The 22,441-nt window shown below is 50.8% G+C and carries 21 protein-coding genes and 1 riboswitch; of the genes, 11 read left to right on the top strand and 10 right to left on the bottom strand.

All coding sequences use genetic code 11. From position 1 onward, the window contains the following. Window positions 1-17: 17 nt before the first annotated feature. The 9 genes from ACT3IC_RS16990 to thiM all read right to left on the bottom strand — a co-directional run bounded on the left by ACT3IC_RS16990 (window position 18) and on the right by thiM (window position 9,427). The gene (locus tag ACT3IC_RS16990; protein WP_103180249.1) at window positions 18-791 is read right to left on the bottom strand and encodes an ABC transporter ATP-binding protein; all 774 of its coding nucleotides are present in this window, start codon (window positions 789-791) and stop codon (window positions 18-20) included. 9 nt (window positions 792-800) lie between these two features. Beyond that, the gene (locus ACT3IC_RS16985; protein ID WP_263950431.1) at window positions 801-1,664 is read right to left on the bottom strand and encodes an ABC transporter ATP-binding protein; all 864 of its coding nucleotides are present in this window, start codon (window positions 1,662-1,664) and stop codon (window positions 801-803) included. After that, window positions 1,636-2,541 carry an ABC transporter permease gene (locus tag ACT3IC_RS16980; RefSeq protein WP_473478280.1) on the bottom strand — a complete coding sequence of 302 codons (906 nt, stop codon included), beginning with the start codon at window positions 2,539-2,541 and terminating at the stop codon, window positions 1,636-1,638. The genes ACT3IC_RS16985 and ACT3IC_RS16980 overlap by 29 nt, the downstream gene beginning before the upstream one ends. Beyond that, a complete protein-coding gene (locus ACT3IC_RS16975) occupies window positions 2,538-3,575 on the bottom strand; it encodes an ABC transporter permease (RefSeq protein WP_103180251.1) in 1,038 nt (345 codons plus the stop codon). Before ACT3IC_RS16975 ends, ACT3IC_RS16980 begins: the two co-directional genes overlap by 4 nt. Further along, on the bottom strand, window positions 3,572-5,188 hold the full coding sequence (locus tag ACT3IC_RS16970; protein ID WP_103180252.1) for an ABC transporter substrate-binding protein: 1,617 nt from the start codon (window positions 5,186-5,188) through the stop codon (window positions 3,572-3,574). Before ACT3IC_RS16970 ends, ACT3IC_RS16975 begins: the two co-directional genes overlap by 4 nt. A 36-nt stretch (window positions 5,189-5,224) precedes the next feature. After that, the gene (locus ACT3IC_RS16965; protein ID WP_103180253.1) at window positions 5,225-6,379 is read right to left on the bottom strand and encodes a mandelate racemase family protein; all 1,155 of its coding nucleotides are present in this window, start codon (window positions 6,377-6,379) and stop codon (window positions 5,225-5,227) included. Between the two features lie 309 nt (window positions 6,380-6,688). After that, window positions 6,689-7,741: a class I fructose-bisphosphate aldolase gene (gene fbaB / locus ACT3IC_RS16960; RefSeq protein ID WP_103180254.1), complete on the bottom strand. Its 1,053-nt coding sequence runs from the start codon at window positions 7,739-7,741 to the stop codon at window positions 6,689-6,691. Window positions 7,742-7,859: 118 nt separating this feature from the next. Continuing rightward, window positions 7,860-8,660 carry a bifunctional hydroxymethylpyrimidine kinase/phosphomethylpyrimidine kinase gene (gene thiD, locus ACT3IC_RS16955; protein ID WP_103180255.1) on the bottom strand — a complete coding sequence of 267 codons (801 nt, stop codon included), beginning with the start codon at window positions 8,658-8,660 and terminating at the stop codon, window positions 7,860-7,862. Continuing rightward, on the bottom strand, window positions 8,657-9,427 hold the full coding sequence (gene thiM, locus ACT3IC_RS16950; protein WP_159339573.1) for a hydroxyethylthiazole kinase: 771 nt from the start codon (window positions 9,425-9,427) through the stop codon (window positions 8,657-8,659). The genes thiD and thiM overlap by 4 nt, the downstream gene beginning before the upstream one ends. A 35-nt stretch (window positions 9,428-9,462) precedes the next feature. After that, a riboswitch (TPP riboswitch) is annotated at window positions 9,463-9,560 on the bottom strand. A gap of 548 nt (window positions 9,561-10,108) precedes the next feature. Between thiM and ACT3IC_RS16945 the strand changes: the two genes are divergently transcribed. Continuing rightward, window positions 10,109-11,071 carry a hypothetical protein gene (locus ACT3IC_RS16945; RefSeq protein WP_473478275.1) on the top strand — a complete coding sequence of 321 codons (963 nt, stop codon included), beginning with the start codon at window positions 10,109-10,111 and terminating at the stop codon, window positions 11,069-11,071. An 80-nt stretch (window positions 11,072-11,151) separates the two neighbouring features. Here ACT3IC_RS16945 and ACT3IC_RS16940 read toward each other — a convergent pair whose 3' ends face one another. Further along, a complete protein-coding gene (locus ACT3IC_RS16940; protein ID WP_103180258.1) occupies window positions 11,152-11,409 on the bottom strand; it encodes a hypothetical protein in 258 nt (85 codons plus the stop codon). 1,339 nt (window positions 11,410-12,748) lie between these two features. Between ACT3IC_RS16940 and ACT3IC_RS16935 the strand changes: the two genes are divergently transcribed. The 10 genes from ACT3IC_RS16935 to ACT3IC_RS16890 all read left to right on the top strand — a co-directional run bounded on the left by ACT3IC_RS16935 (window position 12,749) and on the right by ACT3IC_RS16890 (window position 22,409). After that, complete coding sequence (locus ACT3IC_RS16935) at window positions 12,749-13,882, top strand: hypothetical protein (RefSeq protein WP_473478272.1); 1,134 nt, start codon at window positions 12,749-12,751, stop codon at window positions 13,880-13,882. Between the two features lie 198 nt (window positions 13,883-14,080). After that, window positions 14,081-14,323, top strand: coding sequence for a hypothetical protein (locus ACT3IC_RS16930; RefSeq protein WP_473478270.1), 243 nt, complete (start codon window positions 14,081-14,083; stop codon window positions 14,321-14,323). Next, the gene (locus ACT3IC_RS16925) at window positions 14,323-14,850 is read left to right on the top strand and encodes a hypothetical protein (protein WP_139156353.1); all 528 of its coding nucleotides are present in this window, start codon (window positions 14,323-14,325) and stop codon (window positions 14,848-14,850) included. The genes ACT3IC_RS16930 and ACT3IC_RS16925 overlap by 1 nt, the downstream gene beginning before the upstream one ends. A 140-nt stretch (window positions 14,851-14,990) precedes the next feature. Further along, window positions 14,991-15,347: a hypothetical protein gene (locus ACT3IC_RS16920; protein WP_473478267.1), complete on the top strand. Its 357-nt coding sequence runs from the start codon at window positions 14,991-14,993 to the stop codon at window positions 15,345-15,347. Between the two features lie 773 nt (window positions 15,348-16,120). Next, the gene (locus ACT3IC_RS16915) at window positions 16,121-16,591 is read left to right on the top strand and encodes a PAAR domain-containing protein (protein WP_473478265.1); all 471 of its coding nucleotides are present in this window, start codon (window positions 16,121-16,123) and stop codon (window positions 16,589-16,591) included. After that, window positions 16,591-17,967 carry a PAAR domain-containing protein gene (locus tag ACT3IC_RS16910; RefSeq protein WP_473478263.1) on the top strand — a complete coding sequence of 459 codons (1,377 nt, stop codon included), beginning with the start codon at window positions 16,591-16,593 and terminating at the stop codon, window positions 17,965-17,967. The genes ACT3IC_RS16915 and ACT3IC_RS16910 overlap by 1 nt, the downstream gene beginning before the upstream one ends. Continuing rightward, window positions 17,951-18,376: a hypothetical protein gene (locus ACT3IC_RS16905; RefSeq protein WP_236560460.1), complete on the top strand. Its 426-nt coding sequence runs from the start codon at window positions 17,951-17,953 to the stop codon at window positions 18,374-18,376. Before ACT3IC_RS16910 ends, ACT3IC_RS16905 begins: the two co-directional genes overlap by 17 nt. Before the next feature lie 461 nt (window positions 18,377-18,837). Continuing rightward, window positions 18,838-19,299 carry a hypothetical protein gene (locus tag ACT3IC_RS16900; RefSeq protein WP_103180263.1) on the top strand — a complete coding sequence of 154 codons (462 nt, stop codon included), beginning with the start codon at window positions 18,838-18,840 and terminating at the stop codon, window positions 19,297-19,299. 242 nt (window positions 19,300-19,541) lie between these two features. Further along, a complete protein-coding gene (locus tag ACT3IC_RS16895; protein ID WP_156654884.1) occupies window positions 19,542-20,924 on the top strand; it encodes a diaminobutyrate--2-oxoglutarate transaminase in 1,383 nt (460 codons plus the stop codon). 18 nt (window positions 20,925-20,942) lie between these two features. Continuing rightward, a complete protein-coding gene (locus ACT3IC_RS16890; protein ID WP_103180267.1) occupies window positions 20,943-22,409 on the top strand; it encodes a pyridoxal phosphate-dependent decarboxylase family protein in 1,467 nt (488 codons plus the stop codon). The last annotated feature ends 32 nt before the right edge of the window (window positions 22,410-22,441 follow it).

The raw sequence follows: 22,441 nt of genomic DNA, 5'->3' as shown, positions 1-22,441 counted from the left end.
CCGGCAAACAGACCGCACTAATAGACCGCCACCTCCCTCGCCATCTCGCGGCTGTACTGCTGGCTGGCGCTGACCAGCATTCGGGTGTAATCGGTTTTTGCCTGCCCCGCCACCAGGTCATCCACTGTCAGCGTTTCCAGAATTTTGCCGTACTGCATCACCGCCACCTTCTGGCAGAGATGGGCGATCACCCCCAGGTCATGGGTCACCATCAGGTAGGTGAGTTTCGACTCGCGCTGCAGTTCCGCCAGCAGGTTTAAGATTTCTGCCTGTACCGAGACGTCCAGCGCTGAGGTAGGTTCATCCAGCAACAGCACCTGCGGCTCCAGGATCAGTGCCCTGGCAATGGCCACGCGCTGGCGCTGGCCGCCGGAGAGCTGATGCGGGTAGCGGTCGCGGAAAGCGCGATTGAGACCAACCTTGTCCAGTAAGCCGTGAATACGTCGCTCCCGGTCGTTAATGCCGTGAATTTGCAGCGGCTCTTCCAGAATATCGCCGATGGTGTGCCGGGGGTGCAGCGAACCGTACGGATCCTGAAATACCATCTGCACCAGACGGCAGCGTTGCGGGCTGATGCGCCGCTCCAGCGCCTGGCCGTTAATCGCCAGCGCCCCCTCCCAGTGGGTGAATAATCCTGCCAGGCACTTTAACACCGTGGTTTTACCGGAACCCGATTCCCCTACCAGGCCATAAATCTCCCCTGGCTGCACGCTGATATTGACGTCGTACAGAACCTGGCTGCGTTTTTCCCCTTCACCAAAAGCCAGATTCAGGTTTTTTACCTCGATCATCTTCGCTCCTTATTCGGTCAGCCAGCTGGCCTGGCGCTGCAACACCGGCAGCACCGGACGGCGGTGATTCATCTCAGGCAGGGCATTGATCAACCCCTGCGTGTAGGGGTGCTTCGCGTTGTGCAGATCGTGGGCGGCGATGGACTCCACCACCCGCCCGGCGTACATCACCAGCACCCGGTCACAGAAGCTGCGCACCAGGTTGATATCGTGACTGATAAAGATCAGCCCCAGCCCGCGGGACTGGACTAAATCGTCCAGCAGGCCCAGCACCTGTAGCCGCACCGAGACGTCCAGCGCTGACGTCGGCTCATCGGCAATCACCAGCTCCGGGTCGGTGATCAGCATCATGGCGATCATGATGCGCTGCCCCTGCCCGCCGGAGATCTCATGCGGATAGAGTTGATAGACCCGCTCCGGCTGCCGAATGCGCACTACATCGAGCATCTCCAGCACTTTGGATTTCGCCTCGGCCTTACGCCCAGGATGATGAGTCAGCCAGGCCTCAGCAATCTGATCCCCAACGCAGACCACCGGGTTCAGGGAGTACTTCGGATCCTGCATGATCATCGAGATGCGCTTGCCGCGGATGCCGCGCATCTGCGCCTCGCTGACCCTGCGTAAATCGACATCGCCAAACTGCATTCGGGTGGCAGTGATCTGCGCCTTTGCCGGGTGCAGGCGCAGCAGCGCCCGCCCGACGGTGGATTTCCCGGAGCCCGACTCACCGACAATCGCCAGCTTCTCGCGCCCGAGCTGAAAGGAGACGCCGCGCACCGCGTGGGTGACCGCGCGTCCGTTGATAAAATCGACGTGCAGATCGCGCACGTCGAGCAGCGGCGCATCAGGCGCTGCGAGGATCGAGGATGTCACGTAAGCCATCTCCTAAGAAGTTGAACGCCAGGCTGTTAATCAGGATCGCCAGCCCCGGAATTGTCACCACCCACCAGCACTCCATCATGTAGGTGCGGCCGCTGGAGATCATCGCCCCCCACTCCGGCTCCGGCGGCTGCGCGCCAAGGCCGAGGAAGCCCAGCCCGGCAGCGGTCAGGATGATCCCGGCCATATTCATGGTGATACGGATAATCACCGACGGCAGGCACAGCGGCACGATGTGGCGCCACAGCACCCGTACCGGGGAGGCCCCCTGCAGACGCACGGCGGAGATAAAGTCGGCATGGCGTAACGACAGGGTTTCAGCGCGAGCCAGTCGGGCTATCGGCGGCCAGGCGGTGAGCGTAATGGCGATCACCACATGTTCCAGCCCCGGGCCGAGCGCTGCGACAAACGCCAGCGCCAGCACCAGGCTCGGGAAAGAGATAAAGATATCGGTGACGCGCATCAGGACCGCATCCACCTTGCCGCCAAAGTAGCCGGCGGTAACACCCAGCAGCAGCCCCAGCGGGCCAACGGTGACCGACACCAGCAGTACGATATAGAGCGTGATGCGCGAGCCGTAGACCAGGCGGCTGAAGATATCCCGGCCAAATTCGTCAGTGCCGAACCAGTGCTGCGCGTTCGGCGCCACCAGGGCGTTGTTGAGATCCTGCACCAGCGGGTTGTACGGGGCGATCCAGGGCGCGAAGGCCGCCACGATCAACAGCAGCAGAATAATGCCGCCGCCAATGGCCGTCAGCGGGTTACGCGCCATCTGCCCGGCAAACCCAAAGGTGCGGCGGGCCATCCGCGCCAGACGCTGGCGCCCTTCGCTGCGGGAAGCGCGCAGCGGTGTATCCAGAGAAACGGTCATGATTTCGTCCTCGGGTCAAAGAGTTGATACAGCATGTCGGAGAGCAGATTGAGCATCACGAAGATCATCCCCACCAGCAGCACGCAGCCCATCACCGCATTCATATCCCCCAGCAGCAGGCTGCCGGTGAGATAGGAGCCAAAGCCCGGCCAGGAGAAGACGGTTTCAATCAGCACCGCCCCTTCCAGCAATGAGCCGTAGGCCAGCGCCACCACCGTCAGCAGCTGCACGAGGATGTTGCGAAACGCATGGTTCCAGATCACCTGGCGCTCGGTTAAGCCTTTTACCCGGGCGGTGATAATGAACTCCTGCGACAGCTGGGCCAGCATAAAGCTGCGGGTCATGCGGCTAATGTAAGCCAGGGAGTGGAAGCCCAGCAGCGAGGCGGGCAGCACCAGATGGTTAATGGCGTTCCAGAAGACCGCGCTATTACCCGCCAGCAGGGCATCGACGGTCATCAGTCCGGTGCGACGCGGCACCAGGCCATCCAGCCCTAAATCCAGCCGTCCGGCGCCCCCTACCCAGCCAAGCCAGGCGTAGAACAGCAGCAGCCCCATCATTCCCACCCAGAAGATTGGCGTGGAGTACCCGGCCAGGCTGATGATGCGTACCACATAATCCGAGACGCTGTTACGGCGCGCGGCCGCCAGCACCCCAAGCGGGATCCCTAAACCGGCGCCGACAATAATCGCCATGGTTGCCAGCTCCAGGGTGGCCGGGAAGACGCGCAGAATATCATCCAGCACCGGTTTGCCGGTCAGCAGGGCATTGCCAAAATCGCCGTGCAGCAGGTTATTGAGGTAGATCCCGAACTGGGTCAGCAGGGATTTATCGAAGCCCAGCTGTTGATAGACCTGCTGATAGGTGCTGTGGTCCGCATCCGGGCCGACAATGGCCAGCACCGGGTCGACCGGCATGACGCGGCCAATGAAAAAGGTCAGCACCAGCAGGCCGAACAGGGTCACCAGTACCTGGGTCAGGCGTTTTGAAAAACGCCGGGTGCGGGAGCCTGGGGCGAGGATCGCAACACTCATTTTTCACCTCCAGTTTTGTAGACTTCCCGCAGGAAGGTGGTGGCGGAGGGATGCGACTGGAAGTTTTTGACTTCGTTACGCACCACCACCGAATCGACCATCTGGGAGAGCGGGATCAGCGCCGGGATCAGCTGGTCGTAACGCACCTGAATCTGCTGATAGTCGGCGATCTGTTTTTGCGGATCGCGCTCCAGCAGCGCTTTATCGATCATCTCGTTTAGCGTTTTGTCGTAAAAACTGGTGCGCCAGCCCTGGAAGTTAGTCAACCGGGCTTCATCGCTGTTGTCCGGGTTATAGACCAGCGCGCGCAGGCTGGAGTGCGGGTGCGGCTCCACGCCGCTGCCGCCGCGCCCCACCAGCATGTCGAACTTACGCTCGCGCATCGCGCCGTAGATCTGATTCCCGGTGCCGGTAATGATTTTGGCGTTGATACCCGCCTGCATCAGGGTGGACTGTACGGCGATGGCGATATTGAGGAACGGCTGATCCGCCAGCACCCGCAGGGTGGTGTCAAAACCTTCCGGATAGCCCGCCTCCGCCAGCAGCTTTCTGGCGCGCGGGATATCGAGTTTGTAGCCCGGATCAGGCAGCGTCGACGGCATTCCCGCTTTGATGGGCCGCTGGTGTAGTACGCCATAGCCCGGCATCAGCGCCTTGTTGATACCCTGATAGTCAATGAGATAGCGCACCGCCTCGCGCACTTTCGGGTTGGCGAAGTGTTTCTCCTTCATGCTCATCGCCACGTAGTAGACCGTGCCCTTTTGCACGGCTTCGACAGTGAGCTGCGGATCCTTGCGCAGGGCGTTGATGTCAGCCACCGCCATGTTGCTGGCGATATCCAGATCCCCTTTCTCCACCATCAGGCGCAGGGTTTGCGACTCCTGGAAGTGGCGCAACACCACGCGGTTCATATTCGGCTCTTCGCGCCAGTAGTGCGGATTGCGCTGCATGCGCAGCACATCTTTTGCCTGCCAGGTCTCCAGCATAAACGGCCCGGATCCGGCTTCGTTGGTGGTGAGCCAGCGGTTGCCCCAGTCGTTGTTCACCTCGTGGCTGAGCACCGTTTTGCGGTCCAGCACGCCAAGGTTGCCCAGCGCCCCCAGGGAGTAAATCACCAGCTGTGGATCGTTGGCCTTAGGCAAGGTGAGCTGCACGGTGTAGTCATCCAGGGCCTTAATCTGCTGGTCGATGTTCTTCTTACTGAAACCGTAAGATTTCCATACCGAGGCCTGAGCGAGGTTGAGGTGCAGCAGGCGGCGCATGGACCACACCACGTCTTCGGCGGTCAGCGGGTTACCGGAGTGGAAGGTGACGTTATCGCGCAGGTGGAAGGTCAGGGTTTTGCCGTCCGGCGAGATATCCCATGATTTCGCCAGCGCCGGTTTGACGTTGGTGAGCGTGTTAGGATCCAGTTCCACCAGCGAATCGTAGAGATTGACCACAATGCCCACCACCTCGTTGCCGGTCATCGCGGCCGGATCGAGGGTCAGCAGGTTGTTCATATTCATACCGATGATGAGCTGATCGGGCGGCGTTTTCGCGTACGCCGCACCGCTCCCCATCATCAGCGAGAGCGCGAGTAAACACGCCCTCGTGAGGGAGTTTTTCTTCATCTGTGTATACCGTTTGTAGGGTAGAAGTTTTATTTATCAGTCGTGGCTGACGGTATTGGCTTCGATATACGCAAAATTAATCTCTTCGCCGAGTCCCGGGCGCGTCGGCAGGCTGACCATGCCCTCATCATCCATCGGGTCGATCAGGCTGTGCAGGTACGCAGCTGGCTCATCGTAATCGAGGAACGGGTGCAGCAGTCCGCGCTCGTACCAGCGGCAGTTCTTGATCGCGCCAATCACCGCCAGGCTCGCCGCGCCGTTGCCGTGCACTTCGCAGTCCATACCAAACGATTCGGCCAGGTTGGCCACTTTCAGGGTTGGCGAAATGCCGCCCACGCCATTGGCACCGGCGCGCAGGATGTCGCACGCCCCGGCTCTAACCCAGTCGGCGCGGCTGTGGTGTTTACCGCCCAGGCTTTCCGGCCCGATAATCGGAATGGAGAGGTTTTCCGCCAGCCAGGCATAGGAGGCCATGCTCTCCTCTTCCATCGGCTCTTCAAACCAGGCGAAATTGAGTTTTTCCAGCTCCTTACCGATCCACAGTGCTTCCGCGCGGCTGTACCAGTGGTAGCCGTCGATCATCAGGTCGATATCCGGCCCGACCGCTTCACGCACCGCGGCGCAGGCTTTGATATCCATCTTCGGGTTGGGGGCGAAAGAGACTGGCGGCATCCAGGTGTGGAGCTTGATCGCTTTGTAGCCGCGGGCAACCAGTTTTTCCGCGAAGCTGGCGTACTCTTCCGGGGTGGAGAGACCGCCCGGCAGGTCATCGCCGCACATGGTACTGCCGTAGGCGGGGACTTTATCGCGATAGCCGCCGAGGAGTTTCCACACCGGCATATTCAGCTTGCGGCCAATCAGATCCCACAGCGCCTGCTCGACAAAGCCCAGCGCGCGCTCGGTCAGCTGATGAGCGCTGCCGCGCTGCCAGTGCGCCAGCTCCTGCCAGATCTTTTCGCGATTAAACGCATCCTGGCCGATCAGCACCTTACGGAAGAAGGTATTGACCACAAAGGGGCGCACCACTTCCGGCGGTGCAAAGGCGTACCCTTTAGTGCCATCGTCTGCGGTAATGGTCAGCATCGCCATTTTCGCCAGGCTTTCCGGTCCCGGATGGGAATGTCCGGCGCTGTCAGAGACCCGGCGGGTGGGATACTGAAAGACGGTGACGTTTACAGATTCGATTTTCATTTTTTGTCCTTAAAACGGCGTAGGTTCAGCGTGTTCTTTCATTTTGAAAAGCTGTTTCGAAACTAACTTTAAGCGCAAAATTCGTCCACTGCCTTAGACAAATTCCGCTAAGCGCTGACCATTTTTTGTGCATCTGCACGGGAGGGAGTGATACTTTTCACAAAAGAGAGGGGAAATGTGAAGTGGATCGGAAGGGTGATTTGAATGAAATGAAAAAAGGTTTCGTTAGCAGTTCTCGTCGCTGTAGGCCGGGCAAATAAAGTGCCGCCCGGCATCTGCCCCTCTTCCAACGGAAGAGGGGCAGAATGGCTAGGCGATAGTGACTTTTTTATCGAGATAGACGTCCTGCACGGCGTTAATCAGCTTCACGCCGTCGGCCATCGATTTTTTAAACGCCTTACGGCCAAGGATCAGCCCCATACCGCCCGCGCGTTTATTGATCACAGCCGTGCGCACCGCATCGGTGAGATCGGTCTCGCCTCCTGCCGCACCGCCTGAGTTGATCAGCCCCGCGCGGCCCATATAGCAGTTCGCCAGCTGGTAGCGCACCAGGTCGATGGGGTTATCGCTGGTCAGTTTGCTGTAGACCCGATCGTCGGTATAGCCAAACTTGACCGCCGTATAGCCGCCGTTGTTCTCGGCCATTTTCTGCTTAACGATATCCGCCCCGATGGTGGCCGCCAGATGGTTGGCCTGCCCGGTTAAATCGGCAGAGACGTGGTAATCCGTGCCGTCTTTATTGAAGGCCGGGTTACGCAGATAGGCCCACAGCACCGTCACCATGCCCAGCTCATGGGCACGCTCGAAGGCGGCGGAGATCTCTTCTATCTGGCGGCGCGACTGCTCGGAGCCGAAATAGATGGTCGCCCCTACCGCTACCGCACCCATGTTGAACGCCTGCTCGACGCTGGCATACAGGGTCTGATCATATTCGGTAGGGTAGCTCAGGGTTTCGTTGTGGTTGAGCTTGACGAGGAACGGGATGCGGTGGGCATAACGTCGCGAGACCGAGGCCAGCACGCCATAGGTGGAGGCCACGCAGTTACAGCCCGCCTCGATCGCCAGCTCGACGATATTCTTCGGATCGAAATAGAGCGGGTTAGCGGCAAACGACGCCCCGGCCGAGTGCTCCACCCCCTGGTCCACCGGCAGGATCGACAGATAGCCGGTTCCCCCCAGACGCCCGGTGTTATACAGGGTCTGCATATTTCGCAGTACCGCTGGCGGGCGGTTGTTGTCGACCATCACGCGGTCAACGTAGTCGTGGCCAGGCAGATAGAGCTGGTCGGCTGGAATGGTCATACAACGATGCTGTAACAGGCTTTCGGCATCTTTGCCAAGCAACTGCGCAATATCAGTCATAGTTTTGCTCCCCTTAGTGCCGACGGGCTGTCGGCATGTTTTCTCCAGGCTCACAGGATTGCGAGCTCCCTAAGCCTGGTCTGTGGGTGGCGAATTTTCCAGCGATAGGCGTTAACCTTCACCACCAGGCATGGAAATGGTGGACCGGACCAATGCCCTGCCCCACTTCCAGCGTGTCCGCCTGTGCCAGCGCGCAGGAGAGCCAGGCTTTGGCCTCGCGCACCGTATCTGCCCAGCTATCATGCTGCGGGCGCAGCGCAGCCAGCGCGGCCGAGAGCGTACAGCCGGTGCCGTGGGTATTTTTAGTATTGATGCGCGGGGCGGTAAAACGCAGGGTTCCATCCCGGGTGAACAGCCAGTCGGGGCTTTCAGGATCGTCCAGATGCCCGCCCTTCATCAGCACCGCTTCACACCCCATCGCCAGCAGGGCATCGCCCTGGGCTTTCATCTCCTGCTCATTGCGGGCATGGGGCGCATCCAGCAACGCCGCGGCTTCGGGTAAGTTAGGGGTAATGAGCGCCACCTGCGGCAGCAGTTTCTTACGCAGCGTATCGACGGCGGAAGGTGAAAGGAGCGGATCGCCACTTTTCGCCAGCATCACCGTATCCAGTACCACGTTTTTAACCTGATGACGCAGGAGCTGCTCCGCGACGGCCTCGACGATATCGGCCTCCGCCAGCATGCCAATTTTGGTGGTGTCGATGCGTACATCGCTGAACACCGACTCAAGCTGCGCCGCTACAAAATCAGGCTCAATGCGATAGACCGACTGCACCCCCCGGGTATTCTGGGCTACCAGGGCGGTGATCACCGAGCAGCCGTATGCGCCGAGCGCGGAGAAGGTTTTGAGGTCAGCCTGGATGCCAGCGCCGCCGCTGGGGTCGGTACCGGCAATGGTCAGGGCATTAATGCGTTTCATCGTTGTGCCCCCAGAGCCCACAGGGCATCAAGGAACGTTGCCGCAAAACTGCCCGGCCCGCGGCTTTGAGCAGCCGCAAGGGTACCGGCCCGTTTCATCCAGCCACAGGCCGCCGCGATGTTATCCAGCCGGTCGCCCGGCAGCGAACAGCTGGCCGCCACCACCGCCGATAGCGCACAGCCGGTGCCCACCACCCGGGTCATCATCGGGTCGCCCCCCGTCAGGGTCTGGGTGCGCAGTCCGTCAGTGACGTAATCCACCTCCCCCGTCACCACCACAATCGCATTGGTTTGCCGCGCCAGCGCCTGGGCAGCGGGTAGCGCGCTGGCCGCCGTGTCGGTGGTGTCCACCCCGCGCCCGCCCGCGCTCATCCCGGCGAGCGCGAGAATTTCCGAGGCATTGCCGCGAATGGCCGCCGGTTTCAGGGTGAGAATTTGCTGGCAAAAACGGGTGCGGTACGCCAGCGCGCCAACGGCTACCGGATCGAGCGTCCAGGGCTTGTCCGCCGCCACCGCGCTTTCAATGGCCCGGCGCATCGCCTGGGCGCGCGGTGCGGTCAGGGTGCCGACGTTGATCAGCAGCGCATCGGCCAGCGCGGAGAATTGTTCCGCCTCTTCGGCTTCAATCACCATCGCCGGTGATGCACCAAGGGCCAGCAGGACATTGGCGGTAAAGGTCTGCACCACGTCGTTGGTCATGCAGTGGGTCAGCGGAGAACGGGTTCGGAAATGGTGTAAGGCGTGTAGATTAAGCAGGTCAGGCTGCATGGTATCGCTCCTGCCTTGCGCGAAGAAGCGATAGCCCGGAGGGCATCTGACTTCCCTACGCTGGCATTATCCAGATCAGGTGGTACGGGTATATTCTCAGCCTTCACAAAGAAGGGCACCCCGAGTCAAATCAATTACAAAACAATCATTTACACAGAAACAAATTGTAGGCGTTTAGTGTAACCGGGGCCGTAGGCAGGGTGCAAGGATTATCGATTTATCACAGTGCTTATCACAGCAGTTATCACACCAGAAATAGGTTTCTCACGTAATTAATTACCTGAAATGTGCTCACCCGCTTGTATATCCGCTTGAGGTGAAGAGCGTAGGTAAGTTGTAACTGTCGCAGGCTTCCAGTTACTCGTCTCCGGGCAATCGCTTCTTCGCGTAAGGCAGGAGCAAAAGACAGAAGAAACGCTAACTGCGTTAGCTGTCCGATAGTAAGGGTGTGGGTCAAGACAACAAGATTAAGTAAGGTTATAAATCATTCAAATTATTAAAACCCTCTTTCACTCGACACTAAAACAAATTAGAATTGGCAATCAGATTTCATAGTAAAGAGAGTTAAAACCTTTAGTTTAATAGCTAAAATTATACTAGGGTTGTTTGTGAAGCTGCTTTAGCGCTCTTCATTATTTAATTTAAAAGTTACCAATAATTAAAAATCAAAGGCATGATAAAATGACATTGAACTCAGGTATATTTGCATTTTTCCTATTATATTTAGTACTACACATTTTATATTTGTTTAAGGTTAAAGCATTCAAAATGAATGCTGAGCCTCTTACTCACCAACAATTATTTAAAGCAGCAATCATAATACCTATAGTTTCTTTCTTGATGATAGGGTTTATATGCTGGAGAGAATACGATCTTAAACTTGATGCAGATGGATTTAATAAATTCATTGAAATCAGCAAATTGCCGTTAGGATTGTTATCCTTATCAATTCCCTTTGGCGTAGTTGTAAATAACATACATCGAACCATTCAGACTGATAAACAGATAAAAGAAGCAGAAAGAAAAAACAAGGCTGATGGTTTTTACTCTCATAGAAAAAACACTATTGAGATGTTTGAAAGCTTACCATTTAAAAGTTTCCAAGTGGCAGGCGAAAAATATACTCTAGAGTTTGACAACTGTTATTCGACCTATAGGTACTCTTATCCTATGGCGTCTACTAGCTCTGGTGAATTCATCGCTGACGAAAATTTCGTACGCCGAGTAGATAATCTATGGATTGCTTTAAAAGAGAAATTGGAAAACCCACCTACCAGGAGTGCTGAATCAACATTAAAATATATAGCATCAATTGAAAACATTCTTGATAACATGCATAGAATATTACTTTTCAAGCCCATTGAAATTAAAAAATTACTCTTAGTAAATTTTTCTAACGAGGAAGGGTTTACAAAGCGATTTGTTACCAAGTTTTCATGCGAAGATGATATAAAAATGGCTATAAACGCTTACTGGAATGCCTGCATGATAATCACACAAGCTTTAGAGTTAGACATAAATGAAGGTATTATGATCCAATCAATTGCCGTTGAGCACTATAGTTTGAATAGTGAAAAAATCTTAAGAAACTGGGGAGTATCGGTTAATGATAAAATTAATCATGCAATCCCAGGGATTTACTAATGTATCTCATGAGAATACAAAGTATTACGGCGAATCTAAGTTTGGTTAAAGCTGAAAAATCGCCGTAAGGCCGTAAACAATTAAACTTCTTCTAACTCATTCCAATCATTGAAACGATAATTGCCATTAAGAAGCCCTTCCAACTTTCCCAACGATAAAGGGAAGATAAGATCTACTTTATACCCTCTGCCATGAATTGCTTCTTGCCTGAGAGTGTTGATGTTCTTAGCTTTACGTTTCTGTTTTTTGAAACCAACCGATTGTTTATAGCTTTCACTAAATCTCTCTACTCTTTTAGTGATTGGCTGGTAGTACTCAATATCTTTGAATGTATTCATAATGACTATCTCATTAATTAGGTGGGTATATATTTATATGATTACAAGAAATATAAAACCAGTACCATATAACTACATATTATTTAAAAAAAGCCCCATCACAAAAATTAGTTTCTCTATGCATAGAAATTCTTTTTCATGTGAGGGGGAATTCTTTATTTCTCTATATGTACGTGATCAAACTAACACAAGGAAATGTTAACTAATGAGGGTGTAAATTTAAGCTGCAAGGATGGATAACTTAAAGACTCACACTCAACCTGTCAGGGAGCTTCACAATAAAAGCGCTTCTACTATGATTACTTTGAAAGATCGAGTATGAGTTTTTAAACTATCCAGTGTCCGAAAGCCGCAAGCTTTAATAGGCCGATAGAGAGAGCAAATTCCCATTGAGAGGGAAAGGATTAAAAGATCGATAAAAGGGAAAGGCCGTATTAGGTACGATAAGAGAAGATAATTATCTCTATATGCAATATCAGTCTTTTGCTTTGTTCTTTTTACTATCGGTCTTTTGAATTTAATCTTTTGACTTACTTACAACCAAATCTTTAGATTTGTGTTGTTATTAGAAATAACTGAAGGGAAATATTTATTTTAATAATAAGATAATATTATTGCTTTTGTCTTTTGACTTACTACGAAAAGCCAAAGGCTTTGAAGTTATTAGAAGTAATTGAAAGGAAGTTATTAACTTTCCTAAGACACATCCTACATTGTAAAGCTTTGCTTTACCTGTAAAGTAAATCATTCAAGGTAATATTTATCTTAATCACTATATTTTAGATACAGTTTGGTTAAAGTAGGAGAGTAGGCAACTCCTGAAAAGCTTACTTTTAAGCTTTCTTCCCTTTGTTTACCCGGTTGTGCATACGGCCTTTGAAGTAGCTTCCCGCTCATGGCGTAATTGTCGGTAGCTGTTTGCCCGCGCCTTATTGTCGTCGGGATTCTGCAAGAGTTTTTTCAATGCTCTATATTAAGTATATTACACAGCAGTAAAATTAGGTTCCAACCTTGTTAAAATAATTTAACATCGTAATAACCATGCTCTTCTAATTAATCATTTGATTGATTAATTAATATTTAATTTCATTTTAAGCACTCACTTCTTTCATTCGAAGAAATAAGCCTTACTTCCCTAACTTATTACATCATATCTCTTAAGCTATACGTGCTTTTCGTGATGTACATCAACATTTCAAAACACCGTTTCGATGATAGTTTCTTCACGGCATTAAAAAAGATTACCAAACCTGACAAATGTAAATTTTGTATTCGCATAATCAATGCCTTACAAAATTAATCATTACTATCAACAACTTAATTAGGATCTCAGCAGTCCATGAAACGTTCTATTCTTGCTATCATCGTCGCTACTTCTACTATCTCAGCTTTCAATGCTTATGCTGAACCTCTGCAAGCTCAGGCAGGTCGTGATATGGCTGCTGCTAAAGCTGTTGCTAGCCTTGCCTCTTACAATATGGATAAAGCCGCTAAATCTGGTGATGCTTCTCAGATATCCCGCGCTCAGAAAGATCTTAACTCTGCATTAGCTCAAGTGCGTTCTACTGCCCTTAGAAATCAGTTAGCACAACAGCGTGATGCTCAAGCCGCTTCAATTGGTCAACTGAATGCTTTGAAGGCTCAAGACTTAGCTAATCAACAAGCTCAAGTTACAGCACATATGAATCAGGTTACGGCTAACATGAGTGCTACACCTAATGCTCCAGCTGCTCCTGTGCAATCTGTAACGCCGTCAGCAACACCATCAGTACCATCAGCGCCAGCATCACCATCAGCACCACTCACTGTAACGGTAAACACCGCCTCCCCTACTACCGCACCCGGTATGGCTCCCGGTACTGTTGTTGGTGCTGCTCCTGCTCCAGTGTCTTACACCGTATCTCAGACGGTAGTTAATCCAAACCTGTCAACAGCACCCGTAGCTGGTTTACCTGCTGGAAGTGTGATTAATGGTGTAGCGGCTCCTGCTACGTTATCTAGCACCACTGTAGCAAACACTACTGATGCTGCTGCTCTACAAGCGGCATTGACTGCTAGCAAAATGGCTAGCTCTGCTGCTGCTCCGGGTGTTGCAACTTCTACGATGAATCCAGGAGTTAAAACTAATCCAGTGGGGAATCCTGTAGCCATTACTAGCAAAGTTGCGAATAGCTCAATTAACGTAGGTGTTTCATCTGTACCAGCGTCTACACCTGTGCAAGTGGGTAGTATCATCACCACTGCTGGCGCTATCGCTGCTATCGATTCCACTATCCAGATTTCAATACCCTATGAAAGCGTATTTGATGCCCCTGTAAAATCAGTACATAGTGATCATCAGAAAAATAGCCGTTCTGAGCATGGCACTGGTAATGGTGCTAACAACGCGCAAGCTTCCCGCTCTGCTGGCGGTTTCTCTACTGCTGGCTCACATATCGGCGGCGGTAAATCTGGCGGTGGATTCCATTACTAACCGATGCAATAAATACAAAATCCTAAATGAAAATATTATTGCTATGCATGGCCTTTAGTCTTATTGGCTTATTTATTGCCTTGAGATTGGTTAAGGCTAATGGATGATTTTAGTTTTACAATTTGGTTAGTAGTTGGTTTTTTATCATTTGAAATAATAACAATATCTCTAGGCTTTTAATTAATAGATGGTGATGGTGTGAAAAAGTTATTGATTGTGGGCTTAATGGCTTTGTTTACAGTTAATGTTATAGCATGTGATTTAGACTCTGCTAGATCTGCTGCTCAAGATGCTAGTGACTTTTCACGTAAAGCTAAAAATGCTGATGCTATTGGTTTATCGGAAAAAGCCTACGAATATTCCAAACGTGCATATAACGCTTCTGAGGATGTGATTAGCTTCCTTTCGGATTGTGAAGATAATATTGGAGAAAATCACTAATGAATAAAATAGTTTTGGTTTGTGTACTTACTTCTGTGCTGGCTGGCTGTGCTCAACGCTACGTATCACCAGAAGAGCAAGCAATGACTAACGCCGCATATAAGGGCGCTGCAATGAATCAGGCGCTTGCTAACGCTCATGCTGCTGCTTTCGATGGTAAAGAGATTGGTAGCGATAGTAAGCACAAGCACCATCATCATCATCACCTCTCTGATTCGGAAAACTATCATGAAGATGATCAGGATAATGGCGTAGTCTATAAGCATGGTAAAAAGGGTTATTACGACGCTAACGGTGAATTCATTCAATACGCACAAAGCGCACATAAGCCAGTTAATCACGACGCCGCTTTTAAACAGGTGAGTGCTGAGTCTGATGCTGTAATCAATGGTACTATCGGTGATGGTTCTGAGTTTCTGTTAGGGCAAGGCTGGAAACCTAATAACGGGAAATGGCATAAGAAAGGCTACACGTTAACGCTTGTAGTTGAAAATGGAATTGTGTTAAACGCTCAGCTTTCCAAATAGGAGTAAACAGGTACTATTAGCCCTTCTTTATTAGGGGGCTATATAGGAAAAGAGATTGATAGCGTTTCTATCATGGATTAATTAACCTGCTATTAGTCTCTTTCTCTGTATAAGTTTATTAATTGAGAAATGAACATAAAATGGGATTCTTCAAAGATTTAGTAGTAAAGGCGGGTAATACTGCTGCGAGAAGTAACATAGCTCTAGCTATCAGAGCTGGAACTGATTACATGGCTATAGGAGATTTGAAGAAGGTTGTAAAACAAGTAACGATCATTAATGGTGCTGTTGAAAGCATCACTTCAAGTATTTTAGATAATGAAGATTTTACTGGTGAACCTGTAGAAACGGCCTTGAGTATTATTGACACACTGCCCCGTTATATTAAAGAGAAAGAAGCCCTTATAGCTGCTGGAGAATTTATTAAAAAGGTAAATGACTGGATTGATGAAGATCCTGTTATGCAAGAAGTGATAAAAATTATCGATGGTAAATAAAGAATACCCCTTAATAAATCCTTACTCAAGGGATCTACTAAGGGGATGTTGCATTACTATTATCTCGTTATTCCTAATGTCCTTAATAATAGCACAATGCGTAAACACATTAACTTGATGTTATTCATTATATCATAATTAATGTGTAAACCGTTTATAGTGGGGTTCAGCACTCTCAGCATCAAAAAGGGTTAGATAACCCTTCAGAATCTTGCAAACTAAAATTAGACCATAGCTTTAAAAAATATATCCCTTGAATGCCCATTCTATGCGGGTTTCAAATCGAAGTTTACACATAAGATGAGAGGTAGTTCATCTACTATGTAAACTTACCCTATTTGCAGTTTTTAAGGGCTTAAATTAAGCCATATTTTTTATCGAATTTATTGTTTAATCCATGCATAACCATAATCACTACAACTAGAAACATCATCAAATGATCGTTGAGGCATCACCATAGGACTAGCGCTATACTCTGCTTTGTTTGCTTGCTCCTGAATTACTTTGGCCGCTGCTTACAGCTAATGTTAACAACTGTCGAAACTTGGTACTGATTTTTTAGTATTAACCTGATATTTAGAAGTTGTCGGCGTAAAATCGGAAGTAACTCAAGGTTTGTGCTTAATAGACCAAGCAATATCACAAAGCATCGCCCTATCTCCCAACCATCTATTACGAAACGTAGTTTTACTTAAATTCAATACTTGTTGCTCATGTGGTCATTGTTTGTAAAATAGCCACAGAATATATTTCCACAACAAGCATAGGGATTTATGCAGCAATATACCAATGAGATCACGCCTGAACTCCGAGAATCCTCTTCACAGTCACCCTACTACGAAGATTTTTTAGAAAGCTGGGACAGCAAGACTCGTGAAAAGTTTGAAGATTTTAACAAACACGTTAGTCGCTCATTAACTTACATTTTCCGGTTCACTGTGGGGGGAAGCGTTACCCGCGACGAGGGAATGCTCTGCAATCTTTCGGGAGGTAGTACGGTTGGCGGTTATAGGATGGCACGAGTTGGAGATAAGGTTGTTTACGCTGATAGCAGTGAAGCCACTGTTATTTTCGGTGCAGGTGGAGCACGTATTAGGCAGGGCGCATCTGCAGCACTGGTTGGAAGTATACTTGATAATGGCGACGAAATAATCTCAATACCACAGTCCGTCAGCAGGCTGATTTTCCCTGAAGGTGACACATTTCCGAAAGGATTCTTAAACATGCCAGGGAATAAGCACTAATGGCAGCCAAAGGTTACTTTCTGTTCAGAGGTGATAAGACGGTATGCGGCGGTCGGATTATTGAAGGATGGAATGATCACCAGTTTTTCGGTAAAGACATGGCCTGTGAAGGTCATCAAGTGACCTGTGGTAAACATCCAGGTCGTTACCGTATCTGTGGCGGTCTTGATACTGACTCTATACATGGTAAAAGGATAGCTGGAACTCTGCACAGCTATAGCTCCTGTCCCTGCAAATCGAAATTCGTCCCTTCAAACTTCGAAGATCATTACGAACTTGGTGGAGATGAAACAGTAGCACACACCGATCTGTCTCACCTCGTCAAAATGTCTGTATTCCCAGATCAGATTGAACCAGACCCTGAACAGTACGCTCAGACAGCGAAGAAGACTGGCATAGATGCAGGTTTTGCCGTTCTCCCTTATGGCGGCACCACAGAGGCCTGGCAACGTCTGCTGTTCACGGAGAACCCACCTATAGGAGCCAAAGAGTTATTCGTTACACTGAATGGTACAGGCAAAAGCTATAAAGCTGATTCTATTATGCTTCTGGTTGATCCTGATAAGCAGGACGATGAGCAGATCGCCCATATGAAATCCACGAAAGCGCAAGTTGATGCGGCATTGGCACCATTGACGCACAAGGAAGCTAATTTCCTACATAAGCATTACACTACTATAGCTAATTTTACCAGCTACGCTGATACTGGAATTGGCCTTGCTGCTGATCCTGTTGGGAAATACTTTGAGAATATCGAGAAAATTCTTAAAGAGATTCAGGATACATATAAGAATACCTACATAACAAGAGGTGCGTTGATTGGTGAACAATTTTACGTTAAGCGTAGCCAGTTGTTTAAAGAGCTTGAGTCCATACTCAAAGTCAGTTTCCTTAATAAAGCCATGAAATTTGTTGAATATAACAAAATAAAAAACGCACTCGGCCTCTCGAGCAGTTCTATTACCCACAAATGGAATGAAACGGGAGTGGGTGATATTGATGGATACGCAACTCACATTGAACGGGCAGCCAAATATGTTAAAGCAATGCGATACACTGGTTATTTAGGTATTGGCTTCAGCGGACTCCATTCACTTAATGAAGTAAGTCAGGCTTGCTCAGTGGGTCGTGAGAAAGAATGCTCTAAGAAAAAGTATACCGAGATCGGTAGTTTTGCTTTGGGTACAGGCGGTGGAGTTTACGCTGGCGGCTACGCCATACCATTATGTGTCGCAATCGGTGTTGGTAGTGCAGGTGTTGGTGGACTGGTTTGTACTGTCATTGCCGGTATTAGTTTAGGGTATGCTGGCAGTACAGTAGGCAGTGCTGTTGGTGAGTTAAGCGGGGAGCAATTGTATAATGTTTTCGGCAATTAATTTTTTGACCATTCATCGAATTGAGATTTCTGGAATCTTTATGATTCTTGGAATAACAACATACGCTTCCAGCGTAATATATGACAAATTATCCAATGAAAAATTTGTTAAGCTTTGCTCATTATTTGTAGATAAGTTCGGAGCAAGACCAGCAGAAGTTTTAATTTATCAAGACGCAGGATTTTTTTTCTCTTTTATGCGTGATGCTTTCTTTATTAAAGCATTATATTTTAGGGAAAATTCATTTCATACCCGCAGAATGGACAATGAACAAATTCGCTTCATCAAAGATCTCCCTAATCAGTACACTGATTGGTTACGAGTAAAAGTGCGACTTTCAATCGTTGGTTTTATTTGTCTGTTCATAATGTTAGCAGTTTTCTATTTGCCACAATTATTTGAAATATAACTATAAAATTAATAGCCAAGATACACGCTTGGCTATTTAATTTTAAAATTTGTCCTAGGAAAGAAAGCGACGGTTGCAAGTAGGAATACTGACTATCTTGATTTCATTTTTCATTATTTACTATTAATAAAGCCCATCAACAACATACGGAGTTGAGGATAATAACAGCTTATAAATAATGTTCAGTGATCCCCCGCTTTTCTCCCGTCCCACCTTTTGCGTAAGATATAGTTTGTTTTTCACCCAACCTCCAATAATCGTCCCAGGATAACTCTCAAGTTTTTAGCTATTCGTGCTAAATGTGATCTCCGTCAACCTGATAACGCATCTCTTCCGCGATAGTCATCCCGAGCCATCGCTGCGTTTCTATTATAGACGCACGCAAAGAATGGCCAGACCAACAATAATGAACTTATCAACCCCGGGGAATATCGGTTCCTCAACTTATTTAAGGTTAATGTATGAAAAAGATTCTGTTAGTCGGGATAGTGGCTACGCTTCTTGCGGGCTGCGTCTCAGAAGAGCAGCGCTTGGCGCAGTGTCAGGCCAAAGGCGTAAGCCGCGACGCCTGCTACGTTGCCGACCAGAACCGTCAGGCCGCCATTAATGCCGCGGCGGAAAAACAGGCCCTCGAGAATGCGCATGAAGCCGTACAACACGGTCAGGCGGCACACGTTGCCGACCCGCTGCGTGAAGCGTCATTTAGCGCCAACGGTATCAAAGCCAGCATCAATAACGGCTTTACCCAGGCGACCATCAACGGCAAAAAAGCCACGGTGAAACGCTTTAATGCTAACTTCTACGAAGTCAGAGGCGCAGGTTACGTCCTGTCGATCTCACTGGATGCGGACGGCGTGACCGATGCCTCGTGGAATAAAACCCATGGGCGCGACAACGGCATTCTGAACGTCGTTCAAAAGTAGTCCAAAAGTATTCTAAAACGCCCCTCTTTTTTACACGAAGCGCCCCCCACAAAACCTCAGCTACCATGCGGGGTTACGCCTTACGCGCGTTGATTCAACGCGCGTTACAAAACGATAAACAATTAACCATTGAGCCCCGGGCAAAAAGGCTCTATATTGGCCGCGTTTTTTGAGGCCCTTCTCATTTTTTTCATTAATTATTCAATCGGAGCCACGTGCTGAGCTGCGGTTGTAGGAGTGATATGATGACGGATAAAGTCCGTATTGATACTTTGAATGCTTCTTCTTTCAAAACCAACGAAACCTATCTGGCCCGTCAGGCCGAAATGGAATCCAATGTCAGGAGTTATCCGCGCAAACTGCCTTTAGCTATTACGAAGGCGGAAGGGGTGTGGATCACCGATGCGGATAATAAAGAGTATCTTGATTGCCTGGCCGGTGCGGGAACGCTGGCGCTGGGTCATAACCATCCTGATGTGCTGAAAAGCATTCAAAGTGTCATTACCAGCGGCTTGCCGTTACATACCCTGGATCTGACTACGCCGTTAAAAGACGCGTTCTCAGAATACCTGCTCTCCTTGCTGCCAGGTCAGGGTAAAGAGTACTGCCTGCAGTTTACCGGCCCATCCGGTGCAGACGCCGTTGAAGCCGCGCTGAAGCTGGCGAAAAAAGTAACTGGCCGCAGCGGCATTATCAGCTTCTCCGGTGCTTATCACGGCATGACCCACGGCGCACTGTCTGTAACCGGCAACCTCTCTCCGAAAGAAGCGGTTGACGGCATGATGCCTGAAGTCCAGTTCATGCCTTACCCACACCAGTACCGCTGCCCGCTGGGTATCGGTGGTGAAGCGGGCGTGAAAGCGCTGACCTACTACTTCGAAAACCTGATCAACGACGTGGAAAGCGGCGTGCGTAAACCTGCTGCCGTGATTCTGGAAGCGGTCCAGGGCGAAGGCGGTGTGAACCCGGCGCCGGTTGAATGGCTGCAGCGCATCCGTAAAGTGACTGAAGAGCACGGCATTCTGCTGATCCTCGACGAAGTTCAGGCTGGCTTTGCCCGTACCGGTAAATTCTTCGCCTTCGAACACGCAGGTATTCAGCCAGACATCGTGGTGATGTCCAAAGCTGTAGGCGGCGGTCTGCCGCTGGCCGTTCTGGGTATCAAAAAGCAGTTCGATGCCTGGTCTCCGGGTCACCATACCGGTACTTTCCGTGGCAACCAGCTGGCGATGGCTACTGGCCTCACCACCCTGCAGATCCTCAAAGAGCAGAACATCGCTGATAAAGTTGCCGCCCAGGGCGAGTGGCTGAAAGCGAAGCTGGTTGAGCTGCAGAAACGCTATCCGGTTATCGGTCACGTGCGCGGTCTGGGCATGATGATCGGCATCGAGATCGTTAAACCGCACGAAGCTGCCGACCATATGGGCTGCTTCCCGGGCGACGGCGAGCTCGCTGCGCTGATCCAGAAGAAGTGCTTCGAAGCGGGCCTGATTCTGGAGCGTGGCGGCCGTAACGGTAACGTTGTGCGTCTGCTGCCTTCCCTGCTGATCAGCGATCAGGAGCTGAATGTGTTCCTGGACAAATTTGAGCAGGCGCTGCTTGCTGCGGGCGTTCGCCCAGTTTAACCGGAGACAATGGATAGAATGTCAGATTTAAACCCGATTTTGTCGTCCTCGGCGCAAAGCATCGAAGCCTACCAGCAGGCGATCGAGCAGAGCACCCAGGCGGTCATGCAGTGGCTGAAACAGCCGGAAATGTACCAGGGTAAAACGGTCGCCGAACTGCGCGAGCGTATCAACCTGGAATTCAGTCCGGAAGGGCTGGGCAACGAAACTGCTATCGAGCGTGCCGTTGAATATTTCCTGAAAGACAGCCTGGCGGTGCATCATCCGCAGTGTGTGGCGCATCTGCACTGCCCGAGCCTGGTGGTAAGCCAGGCGGCGGAAGTAATGATCAACGCCACTAACCAGAGCATGGACTCCTGGGATCAGAGCCCGTCCGCGACCATTATCGAGATAAAACTGATCGAGTGGCTGCGTACCCGCCTGGGTTACCAGGCGGGCGACGCTGGGGTCTTCACCAGCGGCGGCACCCAGAGCAACATGATGGGTCTGATGCTGGCGCGCGATGCCTTCTTTGCGCGTCAGGGCCACTCCGTCCAGCAGGATGGTCTGGTGGGCGATCTGCGTAAGATCCGTGTGCTCTGCTCCGAGAGCGCGCACTTCTCTGTGCAGAAGAACATGGCGCTGATGGGCCTCGGCTACCAGTCCGTTATCCAGGTAAAAACTGACGAATGTTCGCGCATGGATCTTAACGATCTGGCCGCGAAAATTGAGCAGTGCAATGCCAACGGCGAACAGATTCTGGCGATCGTTGCCACCGCAGGAACCACCGATGCGGGTGCTATCGATCCGCTGCGTGCGATTGCAGAGCTGGCGGCGAAGCAGAATATCTGGGTTCACGTCGATGCGGCATGGGGCGGCGCGCTGCTGATGTCCGAGAAGTATCGCGATTACCTCGACGGTATCGAGCTGGTGGATTCCGTTACTCTGGACTTCCACAAGCAGTTCTTCCAGACCATCAGCTGCGGGGCGTTCCTGCTGAAAGAGGCGCGTCACTATGAGCTGATGCGCTATCAGGCGGCGTACCTGAACTCTGAGTTCGACGAAGAGGCTGGCGTACCAAACCTGGTGTCCAAATCCCTGCAGACCACCCGTCGCTTTGACGCGCTGAAGCTGTGGATGAGCCTGGAAGCGCTGGGCGAGAAGAAATACGCTGAGATCATCGATCACGGTGTCACCATGGCCCAACAGGTTGCGGCGTATGTCACTGAGCAGCCGCGACTGGAACTGGTCATGCCGCCGCAGCTGGCGAGCGTTCTGTTCCGTTTCCGTCCGGAGCATCAGCTGGATGACGCGGCCATCGCGCTGCTCAACCAGAAGATTGGCGATGCCCTGCTGGAATCAGGCCGCGCTAACGTGGGTGTTACCGAGCATAACGGTGTCACCTGCCTGAAGCTGACCCTGCTGAACCCAATTGTGACCCTGGAGGATGTTAAAGTCCTGCTGTCACTGGTGGAACGCACGGCGAACGAGCTGCTGGCTAAGTAAGTTGTCCCACCCGGCAGCGTTCGCTGCCGGGT

The sequence above is a fragment of the Leclercia sp. GHBNCSD genome, assembly GCF_055805075.1.
Note: the sequence above shows the minus strand (reverse complement) of the source record. Positions and strands in the feature narration are given on the sequence as shown.

Bases quoted from the DNA above. Each gene is read 5' to 3' on its own strand.
- ACT3IC_RS16990 (WP_103180249.1), bottom strand. From the start codon at position 791: ATGATCGAGGTAAAAAACCTGAATCTGGCTTTTGGTGAAGGGGAAAAA.
- ACT3IC_RS16980 (WP_473478280.1), bottom strand. From the start codon at position 2,541: ATGACCGTTTCTCTGGATACACCGCTGCGCGCTTCCCGCAGCGAAGGG.
- ACT3IC_RS16975 (WP_103180251.1), bottom strand. From the start codon at position 3,575: ATGAGTGTTGCGATCCTCGCCCCAGGCTCCCGCACCCGGCGTTTTTCA.
- ACT3IC_RS16970 (WP_103180252.1), bottom strand. From the start codon at position 5,188: ATGAAGAAAAACTCCCTCACGAGGGCGTGTTTACTCGCGCTCTCGCTG.
- ACT3IC_RS16965 (WP_103180253.1), bottom strand. From the start codon at position 6,379: ATGAAAATCGAATCTGTAAACGTCACCGTCTTTCAGTATCCCACCCGC.
- fbaB (WP_103180254.1), bottom strand. From the start codon at position 7,741: ATGACTGATATTGCGCAGTTGCTTGGCAAAGATGCCGAAAGCCTGTTA.
- thiD (WP_103180255.1), bottom strand. From the start codon at position 8,660: ATGAAACGCATTAATGCCCTGACCATTGCCGGTACCGACCCCAGCGGC.
- thiM (WP_159339573.1), bottom strand. From the start codon at position 9,427: ATGCAGCCTGACCTGCTTAATCTACACGCCTTACACCATTTCCGAACC.
- ACT3IC_RS16945 (WP_473478275.1), top strand. From the start codon at position 10,109: ATGACATTGAACTCAGGTATATTTGCATTTTTCCTATTATATTTAGTA.
- ACT3IC_RS16940 (WP_103180258.1), bottom strand. From the start codon at position 11,409: ATGAATACATTCAAAGATATTGAGTACTACCAGCCAATCACTAAAAGA.
- ACT3IC_RS16935 (WP_473478272.1), top strand. From the start codon at position 12,749: ATGAAACGTTCTATTCTTGCTATCATCGTCGCTACTTCTACTATCTCA.
- ACT3IC_RS16925 (WP_139156353.1), top strand. From the start codon at position 14,323: ATGAATAAAATAGTTTTGGTTTGTGTACTTACTTCTGTGCTGGCTGGC.
- ACT3IC_RS16920 (WP_473478267.1), top strand. From the start codon at position 14,991: ATGGGATTCTTCAAAGATTTAGTAGTAAAGGCGGGTAATACTGCTGCG.
- ACT3IC_RS16915 (WP_473478265.1), top strand. From the start codon at position 16,121: ATGCAGCAATATACCAATGAGATCACGCCTGAACTCCGAGAATCCTCT.
- ACT3IC_RS16910 (WP_473478263.1), top strand. From the start codon at position 16,591: ATGGCAGCCAAAGGTTACTTTCTGTTCAGAGGTGATAAGACGGTATGC.
- ACT3IC_RS16905 (WP_236560460.1), top strand. From the start codon at position 17,951: ATGTTTTCGGCAATTAATTTTTTGACCATTCATCGAATTGAGATTTCT.
- ACT3IC_RS16900 (WP_103180263.1), top strand. From the start codon at position 18,838: ATGAAAAAGATTCTGTTAGTCGGGATAGTGGCTACGCTTCTTGCGGGC.
- ACT3IC_RS16895 (WP_156654884.1), top strand. From the start codon at position 19,542: ATGATGACGGATAAAGTCCGTATTGATACTTTGAATGCTTCTTCTTTC.
- ACT3IC_RS16890 (WP_103180267.1), top strand. From the start codon at position 20,943: ATGTCAGATTTAAACCCGATTTTGTCGTCCTCGGCGCAAAGCATCGAA.